This is a genomic window from Pseudanabaena minima str. Chao 2107 (assembly GCF_051131155.1).
Lineage (GTDB): Bacteria > Cyanobacteriota > Cyanobacteriia > Pseudanabaenales > Pseudanabaenaceae > Pseudanabaena > Pseudanabaena minima.
Genome location: NZ_CP159508.1, coordinates 1,993,457 through 2,011,520, shown reverse-complemented (window position 1 = coordinate 2,011,520; position 18,064 = coordinate 1,993,457). Strand labels below are relative to the sequence as shown.

Annotated in this window: 18 protein-coding genes; 9 read left to right on the top strand and 9 right to left on the bottom strand. The window is 42.3% G+C overall.

Annotated features, from left to right (window positions below):
* Positions 1-97 precede the first annotated feature (97 nt).
* Complete coding sequence (locus ABM313_RS08910) at positions 98-859, top strand: molybdopterin-dependent oxidoreductase (protein WP_434688424.1); 762 nt, start codon at positions 98-100, stop codon at positions 857-859.
* A 30-nt stretch (positions 860-889) separates the two neighbouring features.
* Here the strand turns inward: ABM313_RS08910 and hemH are convergent, their stop codons facing one another.
* The 3 genes from hemH to ABM313_RS08895 all read right to left on the bottom strand — a co-directional run bounded on the left by hemH (position 890) and on the right by ABM313_RS08895 (position 3,462).
* A complete protein-coding gene (gene hemH / locus ABM313_RS08905; protein ID WP_434687373.1) occupies positions 890-1,903 on the bottom strand; it encodes a ferrochelatase in 1,014 nt (337 codons plus the stop codon).
* A gap of 220 nt (positions 1,904-2,123) precedes the next feature.
* Positions 2,124-2,510: a response regulator gene (locus ABM313_RS08900; protein ID WP_434687372.1), complete on the bottom strand. Its 387-nt coding sequence runs from the start codon at positions 2,508-2,510 to the stop codon at positions 2,124-2,126.
* A complete protein-coding gene (locus ABM313_RS08895) occupies positions 2,497-3,462 on the bottom strand; it encodes a DUF362 domain-containing protein (protein WP_434687371.1) in 966 nt (321 codons plus the stop codon). The genes ABM313_RS08900 and ABM313_RS08895 overlap by 14 nt, the downstream gene beginning before the upstream one ends.
* Before the next feature lie 582 nt (positions 3,463-4,044).
* On the opposite strand from ABM313_RS08895, the gene ABM313_RS08890 reads away from it, so the two are divergent.
* Entirely contained in the window at positions 4,045-4,395 is a 351-nt protein-coding gene (locus ABM313_RS08890) for a Spx/MgsR family RNA polymerase-binding regulatory protein (protein ID WP_434687369.1), read from the top strand.
* A gap of 170 nt (positions 4,396-4,565) precedes the next feature.
* Complete coding sequence (locus ABM313_RS08885; RefSeq protein ID WP_434687367.1) at positions 4,566-4,754, top strand: hypothetical protein; 189 nt, start codon at positions 4,566-4,568, stop codon at positions 4,752-4,754.
* A gap of 24 nt (positions 4,755-4,778) precedes the next feature.
* On the opposite strand, the gene ABM313_RS08880 is transcribed toward ABM313_RS08885, so the two are convergent.
* Positions 4,779-5,240, bottom strand: a complete 462-nt coding sequence (locus ABM313_RS08880; protein WP_434687366.1) for a VOC family protein — start codon at positions 5,238-5,240, stop codon at positions 4,779-4,781.
* Positions 5,237-6,748 (bottom strand): amidophosphoribosyltransferase, encoded by a 1,512-nt coding sequence (purF, locus tag ABM313_RS08875; RefSeq protein ID WP_434687364.1) that lies wholly within the window; start codon positions 6,746-6,748, stop codon positions 5,237-5,239. Before purF ends, ABM313_RS08880 begins: the two co-directional genes overlap by 4 nt.
* 298 nt (positions 6,749-7,046) lie before the next feature.
* Between purF and glpX the strand changes: the two genes are divergently transcribed.
* From glpX to ABM313_RS08855, 4 genes are all read left to right on the top strand, one after another.
* Positions 7,047-8,090 carry a class II fructose-bisphosphatase gene (gene glpX / locus ABM313_RS08870; RefSeq protein WP_434687363.1) on the top strand — a complete coding sequence of 348 codons (1,044 nt, stop codon included), beginning with the start codon at positions 7,047-7,049 and terminating at the stop codon, positions 8,088-8,090.
* A 335-nt stretch (positions 8,091-8,425) separates the two neighbouring features.
* Positions 8,426-9,727, top strand: coding sequence for a glutamyl-tRNA reductase (locus ABM313_RS08865; protein ID WP_434687361.1), 1,302 nt, complete (start codon positions 8,426-8,428; stop codon positions 9,725-9,727).
* Positions 9,728-9,803: 76 nt separating this feature from the next.
* The gene (locus ABM313_RS08860; protein ID WP_434687360.1) at positions 9,804-10,280 is read left to right on the top strand and encodes a lecithin retinol acyltransferase family protein; all 477 of its coding nucleotides are present in this window, start codon (positions 9,804-9,806) and stop codon (positions 10,278-10,280) included.
* Positions 10,281-10,493: 213 nt separating this feature from the next.
* Positions 10,494-10,937: an HHL1-like protein gene (locus ABM313_RS08855; protein ID WP_434687356.1), complete on the top strand. Its 444-nt coding sequence runs from the start codon at positions 10,494-10,496 to the stop codon at positions 10,935-10,937.
* A gap of 267 nt (positions 10,938-11,204) precedes the next feature.
* Here the strand turns inward: ABM313_RS08855 and ABM313_RS08850 are convergent, their stop codons facing one another.
* Positions 11,205-11,957, bottom strand: coding sequence for a GvpL/GvpF family gas vesicle protein (locus ABM313_RS08850; protein WP_434687355.1), 753 nt, complete (start codon positions 11,955-11,957; stop codon positions 11,205-11,207).
* A gap of 53 nt (positions 11,958-12,010) precedes the next feature.
* Positions 12,011-12,997, bottom strand: a complete 987-nt coding sequence (locus ABM313_RS08845) for a metallophosphoesterase (RefSeq protein WP_434687353.1) — start codon at positions 12,995-12,997, stop codon at positions 12,011-12,013.
* Positions 12,998-13,289: 292 nt separating this feature from the next.
* Between ABM313_RS08845 and rlmN the strand changes: the two genes are divergently transcribed.
* Positions 13,290-14,360: a 23S rRNA (adenine(2503)-C(2))-methyltransferase RlmN gene (rlmN, locus tag ABM313_RS08840; protein WP_434687351.1), complete on the top strand. Its 1,071-nt coding sequence runs from the start codon at positions 13,290-13,292 to the stop codon at positions 14,358-14,360.
* 39 nt (positions 14,361-14,399) lie between these two features.
* Here the strand turns inward: rlmN and thiL are convergent, their stop codons facing one another.
* Both thiL and argC read right to left on the bottom strand, forming a co-directional pair.
* Positions 14,400-15,413 carry a thiamine-phosphate kinase gene (thiL, locus tag ABM313_RS08835; protein ID WP_434687349.1) on the bottom strand — a complete coding sequence of 338 codons (1,014 nt, stop codon included), beginning with the start codon at positions 15,411-15,413 and terminating at the stop codon, positions 14,400-14,402.
* Between the two features lie 39 nt (positions 15,414-15,452).
* Positions 15,453-16,511: an N-acetyl-gamma-glutamyl-phosphate reductase gene (argC, locus tag ABM313_RS08830; RefSeq protein ID WP_434687347.1), complete on the bottom strand. Its 1,059-nt coding sequence runs from the start codon at positions 16,509-16,511 to the stop codon at positions 15,453-15,455.
* Between the two features lie 1,022 nt (positions 16,512-17,533).
* Between argC and ABM313_RS08825 the strand changes: the two genes are divergently transcribed.
* On the top strand, positions 17,534-17,926 hold the full coding sequence (locus ABM313_RS08825) for an AbrB family transcriptional regulator (RefSeq protein WP_094529700.1): 393 nt from the start codon (positions 17,534-17,536) through the stop codon (positions 17,924-17,926).
* The last annotated feature ends 138 nt before the right edge of the window (positions 17,927-18,064 follow it).

Genomic DNA, 18,064 nt, shown 5'->3' with positions numbered 1-18,064 from the left:
AGGGGATGATGTGCGGCACTCGCCGCATATCATCCCCTCTAGATAACTACTAGTAGCTGTTAAAGAATTACTCAAGAGATTGATTAGGATGACAAAAATGCAATTTGACAAATTTCAGCACCATCGATTTTCTCGTCGTCAGTTGATGCAATATGCGAGTCTATCAGGCATGGGCTTACTCTTAGGTAGTTGTGGAGATTCTGGATCGAGAGTGAGTCCTATTTTTAAGCCACTCAATCAACAATCAGATAAAGTTCGCTCTTTATTTGAACCTCTCAATCAAAGTATTGAAGAGTTGATCTTTCAAGCGAAGACTCCTGCCCCAGAATATCCAATTAGTGCGATTGAGCCTAATGCTTTATTGATTAATTCTTTTGATACCACACCTGTAATCAATCCCACTTCTTTTAAATTGATAGTAGATGGAGCGGTAAATAATCCCATGCAATTGAGCATGAACGATGTGCGATCGCTACCTCTAATATCGATGGTAATTCGTCATGTATGTGTGGAAGGTTGGGCAGCGATCGTGCAGTGGGGAGGAGTGCGTCTATACGATTTAGCGAAGTTAGTCCAGCCCAAAGCAGGAGCGCGTTATGTCTATTTTGAATCTGCCGATAATTATTATGAAAGTTGGGATATTGCTTCAGCTTTACATCCACAAACTTTACTCGCATATCAAAAAAATGGTCAAGACATTCCAATTGAGAATGGCGCGCCTCTGCGCCTAGCTTCTCCAATTAAGCTTGGTTACAAGCAATCAAAATGGGTAATTCGCGTTACATTTACCAATGAGCTTGTTCAACAACGCCGAGGTTACTGGGTAGATGAGGGATATGAATGGTTTGCAGGATTGTAAAGAGAAAGGGCGCTTTGCGCCCTTTCTCTTTTAAGCCGCGATCGCTGTCGCTTTAGTTGTACCGAGTGATTCCATTACCAATTCCGCAAGGTCATTGATAAAAATTGGATGACTATTTAGAGCAGGAACACGCTCAAAGTTGTGAATCCCTGCTTCTTCGGCAACTTCACGATATTCAATATCGATTTCTTGCAAAGTCTCAATATGCTCCGACACAAAACTGATTGGCACAACCAAAAGATCGTTAATGCCTCGCTTTGCTAAATTCTTAATTGCTTCTTCGGTATAGGGTTGGAGCCATTCAACGGGACCAACACGACTTTGGTAAGCGAGGGTATGCGCGTTATAGCGTTGATAGTCTCGGCGCAGAGACTTCATAATGCCATCAACACAGTTTTCCATTTCTGACTGATAGGGATCGTCATATTTGGTGACATATTTCACAGGTACGCCATGAGCGCTGAAGAAAATATGCACATTCTCAGGCTCGGCAAAATCTTGCAATTTCGCCTCGATCAATTGATTCATGGCACGAATATAGCCAGTGCGCTCATACCAAGATTTAATTGTAATTCGCTCGATCGCTTGGAGTTCGGGGTCATTTTCCCAAAGTGCATCAAGTTGCTTAAAGCTCGAACCACTGGTGCTGATGGAATATTGTGGATATAAAGGCAACACCACAAGGCGCGTAATGCCATCTTGCTTGATTTGGGCGATCGCCTCTTCGGTGTAGGGATGCCAGTAACGCATGGCAACATATACTTTGGCATCAACTCCATGACGCTGCAAAACGTTTTCAATATTTTCACCCTGCTCCTCAGTAATCTGACGCAACGGTGAGCCACCACCAATCATGCGGTAATTTTCTTGACTGATGGGGGCGCGACTAGCAGCGATCAATGAGGCGATCGGCTTTTGTAAAAAGGGAAAGGGGAGGCGAATGATTTCTGGATCAGCGAATAGGTTATACAAGAAAAGATAGACATCTTCTAACTTTTCAGGACCTCCCAAGTTTAATAGCATTACTCCAACGCGACCAGACATAAAACAATTTCCTGAATTTTATAAGTTGATAGTTTGATTAATATGAGTGACGCAAAGCCTCGCCCATAGTGATGAATAAATGGATTATTTTATTAAGTGAAATATTAAGTGAAATTTTAAAACGCTGTCTAGATCTTAGTCTAAGTTACAGATAAGTATAAGCTTTTGTTTTAGGCTGCTTAAGCACAAAGTAGAGTGTTAAAAGAGTAATATTCTAACCCTATTGCTTATCTAGCCATTGCTTGACACAGGCTTCCAACAAATCAATGTCTAAAGGCTTTGTCAGATAATCATCACAACCAGAGGCGATCGCCGATTCTTTATCTCCTTTCATTGCATGAGCCGTGACAGCAATTATGGGGATATTAGCCGTGCGATCGCTTGCTTTGAGTTGTCGAGCTACTTCCCATCCATCGATTTCTGGCAAAGATAAATCTAGCAAAATCAGATCAGGACGATTAGTTACTAGCCAATCTAGCGCTGATTGACCATCTTGGATGCAAGTGACGCGATAGCCTGAATCTTGAAACACCTGTTCCACCAAAACTTGGTTGTCAGGGGCATCTTCGACCACTAAGATTAGCGGTGGGCTGTTAAGTGCGGGCATAGGTGCTGAGCGGTTCTTTGATGAACTTGATATAGAGATGTTTAAAGGTCGATTTCAGGACTCTGGGCATTCCAAAGTCGATCGCCATCATCGTTTCTGGTAGTTTCCAATCGCTACTTTGCAATTGAGCGATCGGATCGCCGATGATCTCAATAGCATCAAGATCGCTACAAAGTCCTGTGCGGATGGCGGCTGCAACCGTTGGCACGTCGAGAGGTTTAACTCCAAGAATCTCCACCATAACGCGATCCAGCGCAAAAACATCACAGGAAGCTGCCAAAACACCTAATTCTTTTGGTTCTCCAGCGCTAGGACCATTCCCTTCATGCCCGACAATACCATCAAGGATTGTCAGTTCAGGATTAATTGCTCTTGCTGTCTCGATTAACATTTGCGCGAATCGTTCGACATCTTTACCAGCTTCCATATGCCACCAAGCTTTCATCTTGCCTGGGACGCAACCAAATAGATTTTTGACACCGAGGGTTAGGGTCAGTTGCATATGTGATTTGACCTTAGGCAAGTTGATTACCACATCTGCCTCCATCGCTTCTTTACTGAGACGCAAATGTTGTAGTTCACCTTCTCCCTCGGTTTCGTAGCGTTTGCCATGAAACTCGACAATTGGTAAGCCCAATTCTTCGGCAAGGGGTAGCAAGCCATTCGCCTTAGCAATTCCTTTGGCACTACCAAAGGCAGGGCTATCTCCTAAAAATGGCTTCCCGCCTGCTTCTTGTACCATTTTAGCGACACAGTACACCAATTCAGGGCGAGTGGTGCATTCTTTAGTGGGTCGTGAGCCTGTGAGTAAGTTGGGCTTGAGGAGAACGCGATCGCCTGTTTTGACGATGTTGGACATACCTCCTAGGGGTGCAAGTACTGCCTCTAGTGCTGTTATCAGTGATGCAGTTTCGTAGCTAGAGGTATGTAGAAGACTGACGATTGGTTTCATGAATATGTCTAGAAGGTGGTGGGTCAGCAAACTATTTAAAAATATAACCTAGTAACTATGTCTTATACAAAAACAGAAAATGGCGTAGCCATTTTCTGTTTTTATAGTTGTCACTAGTCTTGTTAGGATACAAACCCAGAAGACGAGTTGCGGCGCGAAGCGCCGCAACTCGTCTTCTGGGTTTTGATTTGTCCTAGTACAAATGGCGACAACTATAAAACCCTTACTGGGTTTGTTTTTTAATTCACGAAAGTGTGGCAACACTTTCGTGAATTGGTATTACTCCCTTCCCAGTCTAAAAATAGACATTAAAATCCAAGAATTAGTGGTGCGGTGCGAAGCGCCGCACCACTAATTCTTAGGTGGGAAGGTAGTAGTTAAGACTAAAAGATCTTTGCAGGGCGATCATCGCAATCCTCGATCTCCAAGCCCAAATAAATGGAGGCAGTGCTTCGCGTTGCCTCCATTTATTTGGGCTTAATTAAGTTATTGCCATACAATAGCTATAGATAGCCAAAACCGCTGAAGGAGTGGGCTTTCATATTTCTATGTTTTTTAAAAAGTCATAATCTGAGTAAATTTATGTCTATTCAAGTCTATGGCATACCCAATTGTGGGACTTGCAAAAAAGCGATCGCTTGGTTAGACAATCAAGGAATTGCATACGAATTTATCAACACTAAAGACTATCCCCCAACTCGAACTGTGATCGCTGAATGGGTACATGCATTAGGAGAAAGAGTATTGCGAAATACCTCTGGACAATCATACCGATCGCTTGGATCTGAAAAAGAAACATGGTCACATATTCAATGGATTGAAGCCTATGCCAAAGATTCGATGCTATTAAAGCGACCTTTATTTGTTAAAGATGGTAAGGCGATCGCGATCGGATTTAGAAATCCTGAAGAAATTAAACAAAAATTAGCTTGAAATTTAGCCTAAATGAGGCGTATTGTTGCCATACACGCTCATTCTAAAGAGTGATAGTAATTCCTATGTGAGCTAAAGTATATTAAATTACGAATTATCAATTCATAATTCGTAGTTCAGTGAATGCTTAGTTATCTTCAACAAATTCAATCTCATGGGTAAAAACAATAATGAGCCAAAGACTAAAGCGATGGGAATCACCACGCAAAGAAGGTAGAAACGATAAAGGTAAAGGTGGCTCAGCACGCCAACGCCAAAAGAAAAAACAATTGCAAATGCTTCGTAAAAAATTAAAAGCAGGAATTAATTCCCAAACAAAAAGAGATGGCACCAGTGCCATCTCTTTTTGTTTGGGGTAAAGGCATCTCATAGAGATGCCTTTTTTAATGCGTAACCACAGGAACCTGCTGTGCAAAATCTGCATCACCAACTTCGTGAAAATCAGTCTCACCAAAAATTGCAGTTTCAAACTTGTAATGCTTGAACTCTAAAATATTGCCTGAATGATCAGCCAAGAAAAAGGTTCTATGCTCCAAAGGTGTATCCACAAAGCGAACTTTTGGCTTTTGATAAAACTGAAGACGCTTATCATGGACTTTTTCCAATAAAGCCATCCAGTTGTTTTCGGAATAAAAAACCAGTCCGAAATGTCGCGGATAAATACCACGTTGCGATTCAAGAGATTCATGAACAACGTGCGCGACCAACTGGTGACCATACAAACTCATGATCAGCGAGTCGCTTGACTCACGTCCTGCCAAACAACCCAAACCATCAATATAAAAAGCTTTGGTGCTTGGAATATCTTTGACTGGAAATGCGAGATGAAAGAGGATCTTGGTCATGTTGCCGTATTTTCTAGCATAAGTTTGGTGCGCTTGAGTTTATCAGGAACTTCAATCGGATATTTTCCTGTAAAACAAGCCGTGCAAAAATGCGTGGTATCAATTTGTGTCGCCTTTAACATTGCGTCATGACTGAGATACGCAAGCGTATCAACCTCAATCTGTTTGGCGATCGCATCGACAGATTTCTGTGCTGCGATCAAATGATCTTGCGAGTCCGTATCAATACCATAAAAACAAGGGTGAGTAACAGGAGGCGAAGAAATACGCATATGTACTTCGGTTGCACCAGCCTCACGCAATGCTCTTACTATTTTACGACTCGTCGTTCCCCTTACGATCGAATCATCGATCACAATTACCCGTTTACCCTGCAAAACATCCTTAAGCGTATTCAGCTTCATACGGATGCCAGACTCCCGCATTGCTTGGGTTGGCTGAATAAAGGTACGCCCTACATAGCGGTTTTTGATCAGAGCCTCACCGTAAGGAATCCCTGACTCTCGTGAAAACCCGATCGCCGCAGGAATGCCTGAATCTGGCACGCCAATCACAATATCGGCTTCCACAAAATTTTCTTTAGCTAGTTCTCGCCCAATTCTCAATCTATATGTGTAAAGACTTTCATCATGCATGACACTATCGGGTCTTGCAAAATAAATCATCTCAAAAACACAGAGCTTTGGCTGAGATTCTTCCCATTGCCAAGACTCAATCCCTTTGTCCATGGTAATGATCACTAGCTCTCCAGCTTTGACCTCACGTACATATTCTGCACCGATAATATCTAAGCCGCAGGTTTCTGAAGACAAAACATAGGAGCCATCAGGGGTTTTGCCGATCACCAAAGGACGCACGCCATAGGCATCCCTTGCGCCGATAATCGCATTAGGAATTGCCATTACCAGACTGAATGCTCCACGACAGCGCTTTAGCGCCGTTACGATCGCCGCTTGCCAATTTTTACCCTCTTCTACGGCTTCGCCAACCGCAAAAGCAATTCCTTCAGAATCTGTAGTTGATTCAAGGGCATGACCCTGAGCCGACAGTTCGCCGCGTAACTCAGTGGCATTGACTAAGTTGCCATTGTGAGCAAGCGAGAAATCGCCCAATCTCGTATTTATGACAATGGGTTGAGCGTTACAAACCTTACTCGAACCTGTGGTTGAGTAGCGGTTATGCCCAATCCCTAAAGCACCCTTCATTTCTGAGAGGATCGTTTCATTAAATACTTGAGCAACTAGTCCCATTGCTTTGTGGGTATGGGTCGTGCCGCGATCATCGTAGACAGTAATACCTGCTGATTCCTGCCCACGATGCTGTAAGGCGTACAGCCCGAAGTATACAAGTTTAGCAACATCCCCTTCTGCTGCTAGTACCCCGAAAACACCACAAGCTTCCTGTGGTTTGTCATCTTCAATGTCATTGTTGAAATCATCAGTATGATTTATCAGTTTTTTAGGCATCTCATCAGCAAAAACAGAATGGTCAGAATGGTCTGGCAACATAGCAGTTATACGCAATACATTAGTTTGGGTAGAAGAGAAAAGCCCACTCTCTAGATCGTACCAGTGTTAAGCATTTCTTAACCAAAATTAGCAAAGCAAACCCAGAAGGGGGAGGGAGACACTCTACGTTGCCCTCCTCCTTCTGGGTTTTAATTTGTCCTTCTGCCCTGTAAACTTAATTACGAGGTTGTGTAGTAAGACACAACTAACTTAATTTTGTTTTCTGTTTCTGGAAATTTTCTAGAACACAACAAAGGCTTAATAGTTATAAAATTTAGATAAGTAAGGATTCCTACGCATGGATAATACAATCAGCCTTGAGATTATTGAGGTCGTTGAACAGGCTGCGATCGCATCTTCTCGGTGGATGGGCTTGGGTAAAAAAGACGAAGCTGACGAAGCGGCGGTTGAAGCAATGCGCGAGCGCATGAACAAAATTCATATGCGTGGTCGTATCGTCATTGGTGAAGGTGAACGTGACGAAGCACCCATGCTTTATATTGGCGAAGAAGTAGGTATTTGCACACAGCCAAATGCTGCCGAGTTCTGCACCATTGAAGAATTACAAGAAATTGATATCGCTGTTGATCCTTGCGAAGGGACAAACCTTGTTGCCTATGGTCAAAACGGTTCGATGGCAGTTTTGGCAATTTCTGAACGCAATGGCTTGTTCCGTGCTCCTGACTTTTATATGGACAAATTAGCTGCGCCACCTGCGGCTAAAGGTCATGTAGATATTCGCAAAACACCTACTGAAAATCTGAAAATTCTTTCGGAATGCCTAAATCGCTCGATCGAAGAATTGGTCGTCGTAGTTATGGATCGTCCTCGTCACAAAGGTTTGATCTCCGAAATCCGTGCCGCAGGTGCGCGTGTGCGTTTGATCAGTGATGGTGACGTATCCGCCGCAATTTGCTGTGGTTTTGCTGGAACAAACATCCATGCTTTGATGGGTATCGGTGCTGCTCCTGAAGGTGTAATCTCGGCTGCCGCAATGCGCTGCTTGGGTGGACATTTCCAAGGTCGTCTAGTTTATGACCCTGCTGAAGTCAATACTCCTGAAAGCGAAAAGTGGACTCGTGAAGGTAACTTGGCTCGCCTCAAGGAAATGGGTATCGAAGATGGCGATAAGGTCTATGATGCCCATGAATTAGCTTGTGGTAAAGATGTATTGTTTGCTGGTTGTGGCATTACCCCAGGTACATTGATGGAAGGTGTCCGCTTCTTTGGTGGCGGTTGTCGTACTCAGTCTTTGGTTATCTCAACTCAATCGAAGACTGCTCGTTTCGTTGATACGATTCACTTGTCTGGTGAGTCTCCTAAGACTATTAATTTACGTTAATAACCTAGTTAGAACTACTAGTACCTATGGTGCTAAGTAGCTGGGCTTAATTAAAATCTAAAACCAGAGGTTGTTCCGCCCGCGTAGCGGGCAGAACAACCTTTTTGGTTTTTAGTTTACTTATGCCTAGCTACTTAGTAGTTCTAAACCCCAAAAAAGTAGAGGAAAGCGCGAAGCACTTTCCTCTACTTTTTTGGGGTTTTTAAAGAATGGTGGCAGCTATATTACAGAACGTTAAGGAGTAATAAGTACCTACTACACTAGTAGCTATCTCCTGATAAGCTCATCCAATAAGATAATTATTTCCAGTCCTAAATAAGAAACGCATTTACGATATGAATATTGCAGTTGTTGGCTTGAGTCATAAAACGGCGACTGTGGAAGTACGGGAAAAGTTGAGTATTCCCGAAGATCGCATGGAAGCAGCGATCGCTCAACTGATGAGCTATCCGAATATTGAGGAAGCTGCAATTTTAAGCACTTGTAACCGCTTAGAGTTGTATGTAGTTACTAGCGAAGCCGAAGGTGGTATTCGTGAAATTATGCAGTTTCTTTCGGAATTTAGCCAACTACCTCTACAGTACCTACGTCGTTATCTGTTTATTCTGCTCCGCCAAGATGCCGTGACTCATCTGATGCGAGTTGCATCAGGCTTGGATAGTCTGGTACTTGGTGAAGGTCAAATTCTCGCTCAGGTCAAGAATACCCATCGACTCGCCCAACAATACAATGGTGCAGGTCGAATTCTCAACCAACTTTTTAAACAAGCTCTCTCGGCAGGTAAACGAGTTCGTACTGAGACTGAAATTGGCACGGGCGCAGTGTCAATCAGTTCAGCAGCAGTAGAACTAGCTCAAATTAAGCTGCAAAATTTATCAGATAAACACACTACGATCATCGGTGCTGGCAAGATGTCCCGCCTGTTGGTCAAGCATCTAATTTCTAAGGGCGCACAAAAGATTGCGATCGTTAACCGATCGCGCGATCGCGCTGCTGCCATGCTCAAGGAATTTGAAACTAGCGAGGCACAGTTTGATATTCGTCCGCTCGATCAAATGCTAGATTGTGTGTCAATTTCTGATCTTGTATTTACGAGTACTGCTTCTACAGAGGTAATTCTGAGCCGCAAAAATCTTGAGGCGATCGCTTCAAATCACACTGGCTTGACTCTCGTTGATATTTCTGTGCCTCGCAATATCAGTTCTGATGTAAACGAGTTGCCAAATACCAGAGCCTACAATGTTGATGACTTGCAAGCAGTAGTTGCCGAGAATCAAGAAAGTCGTCGCCAAATGGCGATGCAAGCCGAAATTTTGTTGGAAGGTTGTGTGGCTGAGTTTGATAGCTGGTGGCGATCGCTAGAGACTGTCCCCACGATCAGCAAGCTGCGTCAAAAGATGGAAATCATCCGTGAACAGGAGATGGAGAAAGCCCTATCTCGACTTGGTAATGATTTTGCTGATAAACATCAAGATGTGATCGAGAGCATGACTCGCGGCATCATCAATAAAATCCTGCATGATCCAATGGTGCAGCTTCGCGCCCAACAGGATATCGAGACCCGCCGTCGCGCCATGCAAATGTTACAAGTCCTTTTTGACTTAGATTCACCCTCTAGCCAATTGAAAGAAGGGTAATAAAAAAGCCGCCTGTAGGCGGCTTTTTTATTTCCTGTCTTGTTATACATAGTAAAGTCTGAGCTAAGAATAGGCTATGGTATCTTTAATCAAAAAAACTGTACGCAAAATCGTTAAACAACCTAAAAATATTGTTAGGTTAGTCAAATCAAAATCCCCAAAACTGACTACTCCTGTAGTTATTCGTAATCTACTAGATTCCTCGAAACCGAAAAGAAAATATACAGAGCAACCCGATAAAGGCACACATATCTTTGTCAATCAAAAACGTCATGGTGTTAGGTATCAACATCATGGAATCTACATTGGAGACAGCCGAGTAATACATTTCGATGGAAAAAAAGGTATCTGTGAAATTAGTTTAGAGAAATTCTGTAGAAGTTCGAGAAATAAGCGTTACGGAATCATTCACAGCAATCGTAAAGGAACTCTAGATAAAGTAGTAAAGCGAGCTAAAAAAGCTATGAAAGAGCGAAAATTTAAGTACAGCTTGCTGTTTGAAAATTGTGAACATTTTGCTAATTACTGCCGTAGTGGAAGGCAAAGCTTTTAGTAGCGCAGGACAAGAACTCCTTACTTAGAGTGGGTATTAGAAATCTTTAGACCGCTAATCGAAAATTGTTTACCTAAAGAATGATTGTGCTTGCATCCTCCACTAAAGTAAACTTTTGTAAATGCACTTAATAATTACAAAAGTTTGACAGGCGCTGCAAAGCATCACATATCAAATTCTTCAAAACTATTTTTTAAAGTCAAAGGTAAAGCTATGTCAGTAACTAAACCAACTGGATTTGCACAAGGTACGGGACAGTCCAAGAAAAAGAAAAAAGCTCCCAACAAGCATCAAGTGGCTGCGAGTAAATATGATGAGATGAAGGACAAAGGCTTGCCTGAGTTCAATATTTTTATTCGCATCAAGGGGAAGGAATGGGTTCCTGCGGGTTCAATGGCTGTGGAACGCAGTAATCTCATTAGTCGGGCTATCTTCCAACAAGAAGCAGAGTTATTGAAAGGTGCAATCCGTTTATATCCTATCTTGCGGAAGTTCAAGGACAATTTGGAATATGGATATCGGCTAAAAGAGTTTCCTGATGAGGAAATTACAGTTGCCGTTTTGCCTGAGCCGACGATCGGTGATAAATTCCAATATGCTTTCACCAAGGCTAAGGAATATTTCAATAGTGTAACTAAGAAGAATCAAGGTAAATAGATATAAAGAAATTTAAGGTGTACTAATGCGATTTATATCCATAGACACCTGTACCAAGCCAATAGTGTGAGACGTTGCTTCGCGCCGCCTCACACTATTGGCTTTTTTTCTTGCGTATTCGGTTTCCTTTAAAGGAAATGTAAATTATAGCTATCGCCGCTCGCGTTAGGACAAAATCAAAACCCAAGAAGAGAATTGCGGCGCGAAGCGCCGCAATTCTCTTCTTGGGTTTTATGTACTAATACACTTGGCGACAGCTATAATTCTCTATTCTCGATCTACATTGACAAAGTTATAGGGAGCAGTAAAATCGTTGTAACGGATTCGGAGACGGTTCTCAAATTGTTGATCGAGAGCTTCAACGGCGGCAGCAAATTCGGGTTCCTTATCCCAATCGATTAAGAAGGAACCATTATAGATCATACTTTCAGTGAGTAATTCTCCTTCAGCATATTCATGGGATAGAGGCTTCAGGGTATCGATAAAAGCATCAATAATTACTTGTTGGCGTAACTCGATCGCTGCTTCTAGTTCTTGCCCGATCGCGATCGCCTCATCCATACTTAAAATCTTACCAACTAGGGCTTCCCGTCTTTGGCGTAATCCTTCATTTTCGGCAACAGCAAGATTTAACTCTTCAGTCTGATTCCAGAATAGTTTGACGCTGACTTCCCTCTTACCAATTAAGTTGTGAATAAGTTTTGTGAGTTGATCTTCATAGGGAATCAACAAATCCTTTTGAACTTCTTCCCATGTATCGACAACTAGTCCGAATTGCAATGGTAAGGGAACCGCTTGATGTGGATCAATCGCCTTCATAAGCGATTCTAAAACGGTTTCATGGGTGAGAAGATGGGCGCGGCTAGCGAGGTAACGCTCCTGTTGGGCTTCACTGTAGACGATCGCAAAAGGTGGAATTGCGTGAAACTGGACGGGCTGATCGTTCATTCCCTTAAGTTCGAGGTTTTTGATCAGATCCAGATTTTCAGCTTGCAAGATCGCGTACAGGTATAGGCTCATAGGAATTAATAGTTTAGTTAACTTAAAGCGAGTAGCGCAAAGGACTACTCACTTTAAACGAGTTTAGTAATTATGGCACGGTCAAATACTTTGCCATCGGTAGCGATCGCTTTTGTGATGATTTTATCTTGATAGACATCAAAAGTCATAAAGCTAAACTGTGAACTCACAAAAGCTGTGTGTGGCGATCTCCCGAATTTGTATAAAGGTGCGCCGCCGCCACCATTGACAATGTAGATAGTGCCATCAAGGGGGATAGATCGCTCATAGCCATGATCATGTCCACAAAGATATAGAGGAACTTTATGTTTAGCGAATATGGGCGCGAGCTTAGCAGTTAATTCGGGACTGCTGCCATGCCTACCTGAAGAGTAGAGAGGATGATGACCGTAGACGATTTTCCAAGGAGCTGTACTTTTGGCTAGTTGCTGATCGAGCCATGCAATCTGGGCATCCCAGGGAGCGTTACGATTAGTATCAAGTGCAAAAAATTCTACTGTTCCTTCGTTGACATCACCTTTGGCAAAGGAATAGTAGCGATCACTCATATTAAAAGGCTGGTAATTAATCTGATCTAACCCGTTATTAGATTTAATAATGTCATGATTGCCTAGCACGGCATAAAATTTCACATCTTTGCTCAGCAAAGGTGCATAAGGATCTTCAAAACGGGCTTTAGCTAGACTAATTTCACCGTAGGAATAAATGTTATCGCCTGCCATAAGAACGAAAGCATAGGGCTTTTGCTGATAGGCTTCCCACATGGACTTAGCAACGGCAAACTGATCGGGACTCCCAAATCCATTATCTGCGATCGCTGCAAACCGCAATAATGGTTCTTCAGCCGTTTCAAGGATTTCCGAGTTGGCTTGAGAGTCACTATTGCTAGATTTTATTTCAGGGTTTTGGCTAGGACTACTTTCAGGTGACTGCGCTGAGACAGGCTCATACTGAACTTTAGATTTGGCGATCGCTGCATAAATTAATGAACCAACTACAGGTACACCAAATAATGTCAGTAAAAGTTGACGACGTTTCATAAATGCCAAGCGAATAAGCGAATATCAGAGCGAATATCGGTCAAATTTAATATATCAATAAATTGAAAAGGTCAATGTAGTGCGTCATACCCGATATCCCGACTGTAAGGGCGATGCATTAATTGCCTTTACTTTCAGCAATTAATGCATCAAGGGCTTTCAAGAAGCCGATTGTAGTGTTGCCAACGCCTTCGGTGCTGGCAACACTACAATCGATTTCATAATGAGAGTTACAGCAGCGATTCTAATTTTTTGATAAAATCAATATACTTATCCCATTTGCTACTCTGTCATGATTGCCAATAAGCTCCCAAATACTGCTTCCAAAGTCCTACCACTATTGGGGCGATCGCTATCGGAACTAACCGAATGGGTAGAATCACAAGGGCAGCCGCGCTATCGGAGTAAGCAACTCTATGAATGGCTGTACACCAAAGGCGCACGCAGCCTAGAAGACATTACGGTGTTTCCTAAAGCTTGGCGCGAAGAATTTGCCCTGAATCCGACTGCGGAAATTGGGCGATCGCAGATTCATCTTCACAAACAAACTCGCGATGGTACGGAGAAGTTTCTGCTTAAACTTGCTGATGGTGAAATTGTCGAAACCGTTGGTATTCCTACCAGTAAGCGCTTGACCGTATGCGTATCGACTCAGGTGGGATGTCCAATGGCGTGCGATTTTTGCGCCACTGGCAAAGGCGGCTTTCGGCGCAATTTGGCAAAGCATGAAATTATCGATCAAGTATTGACTGTGCAGGAAGTCATGCAGCAGCGTGTTAGCCATATCGTATTTATGGGCATGGGTGAGCCATTACTTAATTATGAAAATCTGGTTGGTGCAATTAATGTTATTAACAAAGATATCGGGATCGGTCAGCGCAATATTACTGTCTCTACTGTCGGTATTCCCAATCAGATTCCCCGCTTTGCCCAAGAACATTTGCAAGTAACTCTCGCGGTCAGTCTCCATGCACCAACTCAAGAAGTTCGCGCTCAAGTGATTCCATCAGCCGATCGCTATCCTCTGATCGCCTTAATGGATGACTGCCGCGAATATGTAGAAATCACGGGTAGAAGAATTAGTTTTGAATACACACTACTAGCGGGAGTCAATGATGCGCCTGAACAGGCTGAAGAACTCGCCTACTTAATTCGTGGTTTCCAAAGTCATGTTAATTTGATTCCTTACAATCCTGTCAGCGATGCTGATTACAAACGCCCAAGCGAAAGAGCGATTCAAACCTTTGTACAGGTTTTAGAAAATTATAAAATTGCCGTAAGTGTGCGACGCACAAGGGGGCTAGAAGCAGATGCAGCTTGTGGTCAGCTACGAGGACAACATGAGAAAGCTCTAGCCAAATAAGATTTTTGATACTTTTGCGAAGCAAAAGTATCAAAACATTTAGGGTTCGTAATGTTGAAAAGCCGATCGCATATCTAACCCATCAAGTTGACTGCCTTCAACAATTTCGCCAATAATTACAGCACTGGATAAAAGCTTTACAAACTTCTCTGCTAAATCCAAAGGCATACATAAAACCAGCTCAAAATCTTCGCCACCATACAAAACCCACTCCAAAGCACGATCTCCAGCCAAGATCTGCACTAATTCAGGAATTGGTAACGCATCCCAATAGATCTTTGCACCGACATTACTTGCGCGACAAAGTTGGGCGATCGCATCAGCTAATCCATCGCTGCTGTCCATTCCTGAGACAGGAAAACCACTCAAGTGATTTTCCTCTTGCAGAATTTGATGCAAAAGATGAATTGCATCAAAACGAGGAATTGGTCGCTGATGATAGTTACAGATTGCTTTTACTAGCTCTTGTCCTGCTAAGGAGCGTTCGCCTATTTGCATCGGAGCGAGTAACTTCTCTTGTAATTTTTCATCTAATAGAAGTTCTAAACCTGCCTTTGAGAGTCCATGCCGACCTGTCATCACAATTGCATCACCGACTCTCGCCGTATTCCTTTGAATGACTTGATTTTTAGGTACTTGCCCAAAAGCAGTTACCGACAGAGTGCGGACAGGCGATCGCACCGTATCCCCACCGACTAACTTCGTGCCATAGGTGCGTAAACATTCACTAAAGCCACGATATACGCCTTCAATCCAAGCAATTTCTGTATCGGGTGGTAATCCTACCGACATGACCAAGCCCCAAGGCTTTGCTCCCATTGCCGCTAAATCCGATAAATTCACCGCCGCCGCCCGCCAACCGACATCTTCAGGACTAGTTGTGCGATCGCTAAAATGCACACCATCCACCAACATATCTGTGGTTACGACCATCTGGCGATCGGCAAAAGTTTCCCCCATGATCGCCGCATCATCACCCACTAACTCACTACAATATTGCCGAAAAATTTTCAGCAATCCTTGCTCACCTAAACTTTTGACCTTTGCTGTCATACATTAAAAAAAGACAAGGGGCTTAAGCCCCTTGCTCGATTATGGATAGAAAGTTAACTTAGGTAAAGCCATCGACTCTTCCCAGCCCATCATGATATTCATGCATTGCACTGCTTGGGCAGCTTGACCTTTCATCAAGTTATCGATCGCTGAAACCACAATAACTCGTCCTGTCCGCTCATCGACTTCCACACCTAGATAACAGAGATTTGTACCCAAAGCCCACTTAGTTTGCGGGAAGATATTCTTAGGTAATACCTGCACCCATTCGGAATTGCGGTAAAAAGACTTATAAATAGTCAGCACATCTTCCTTCACCAGCCCAGGGTCACGCAGCTTAGCGTATACCGTAGACAGAATACCGCGAATCATTGGGATAAGATGAGGCGTGAATTGAACTAGCACCTCTTGACCTGCCATATCACTACAGATCTGTTCGATTTCAGGGGTGTGGCGATGACTCGCAATACCATAGGCGGCAAGAGAACCATCCGCCTCTGCTAGTAAAAGATTGGTTTTTGGTTGACGACCACCACCAGATGTACCTGATTTAGCATCAATAATAATCGTACTCGGATCGACTAAACCTTGCTTAAGCAAAGGCTGTAAAGCTAATAAACTAGCCGTAGGATAACAACCCGCACAGCCAACCAAATCGGCGGTAGCAATGCGATCGCGATAGATTTCGGGCAGTCCATACACAGCTTTAGCATTAACCTCAGCATCAGTACGCGCCTCTTTATACCAAGATTCATAAACTTGCAGATCGGTGAAGCGATAATCTGCGGATAAATCGAGGACTTTGCAGCCCTTAGCTAATAATCGAGGTGCAATTTTGCTAGCTAAGCCATTTGGTAATGACAAGAAGACAATTTTGCAGCGATCGGCGATCGCTTCAGGTTCGAGATTTTCGATGGGTAAGTTCACTGCATGGGCAATATGTGGGTACAAGTCAGCAAAGTTTTGTCCTACGGAACCACTGCCACCCATGTAAGTAATATCTACTAATGGATGCTCTAGCAGCAGCCTAACCAATTGGATACCACCATAACCCGACGCGCCAATAATACCTACGGGGACTCGATCCTGTGCGCTCATACCCTTACTCCATCAAAAATATTGAAAATGCTTTTCGCGTTTGGGGTAACAACTTAGCATAAGCCAAGACCGAACCCCAATTAATATCCAAAATTAATGTCTAAATTAACTTGAGTTTGATATAGCCATTAGCATCATGCTTCACAAGACGCAAATGGCGGAAAATTGTAGTAATCTCCTAGCGATTACTACAATTTTCCGATGCCGTCGCACTGGCGTTAAATTAATGCTTTACATTAAACTGTGGGATACTCTTTATCCGTTCATACTAAGTTAATCGAAATAGACATAATGTCTATTTCATTTAGATCAATGTAAGTTTTGCTTAGAGTGTAAAACCCAAATAAATGAATGCGGCTCTTGCTGCTATCTTCTTTTATTTGGGTTTTGATTTGTCCTAGCGATCTCTTGTATTGCTATAGAAACCTTAGATGCATATTTTGCATTTATTAATCTCTTGTATGGTTTAGCTATATTTTGCAACAGAGAGCAAAATGAATATTGGGGAGAGTCTAAATCGCAAAATGGATGAATCACCTATATGGGTGAAGAAATATAGCTTTGATTAGTGTGAGGTTTTAAGTAAAGGAATGATTAAAATCAATATTTCATTGCTCATATCAGAAAATTACAATAATAATTACAATAATATCGATACTCAAATCCTACATAGAATAATGTCTAATTAGTTCTGGGTATAAGTTAATCTAAAAGCAGGTATATTAATCCTTATTGAAGTATCAAGACTGAAATATTAAGTCAAATTCTACGCATATTTCTTTTATGTTTCCATATATTTGCTAAGGTGCTATGACATTATCGGGCATATTTTTTTTAATCTTATAGAAAATCTTAAAAATATTTTTCAATTTTGCCTAATATTTTGTCCAATATGTTTAAAAATGTACGACAATGAGATAGCAATTCTATGTGGTTTAAAAAACCCAAGATTTGTAAAACTTCTTCTATTCTTAGAAAAAAGAAGTTTTCAATTTTGAAATCTTGAAATTTCTGATAATCTTATGACAGACACTGTAACTTCTCCTTTAACAGGAAAGGCGCTTCTTCAAAAAGCAAAAGAGCTAAATAATTTACCCAAGCGTGAGCAAGCTAAAAAATGCGGGTATTTCACTCGTGGGAAAGATGGGGTAGATCGTGTTAATTTGACAGAATTTTATGAAGCAGTGCTTGCTGCCAGAGGATTTGCAATTAATCCTGAACAGAATAAAGACGGTCGCGGTCGTGAACCTACGTTTAGAGTTAGCGTTCATAAAAATGGACAAATCGTAATTGGTTCTACCTATACAAGATCAATGGGTTTGAATGAAGGGGATGAGTTTGAAATTAAGCTTGGCTACAAGCATATTCATCTGATCCAGTTGAGTAATGAGCAATCGGAAGATCCTGAAGAGTAAGCCAACGCATATATTAAATCTCTGTTAGATAAGGTCAAAATTAAAAGTTAATCGTCTGAATTTTTATTCTTGGCGATGAGTTTTATACCTTAACTAGGGAGATTGTTTGACCAGCAAATTTGAGCGAGAAGATTAATA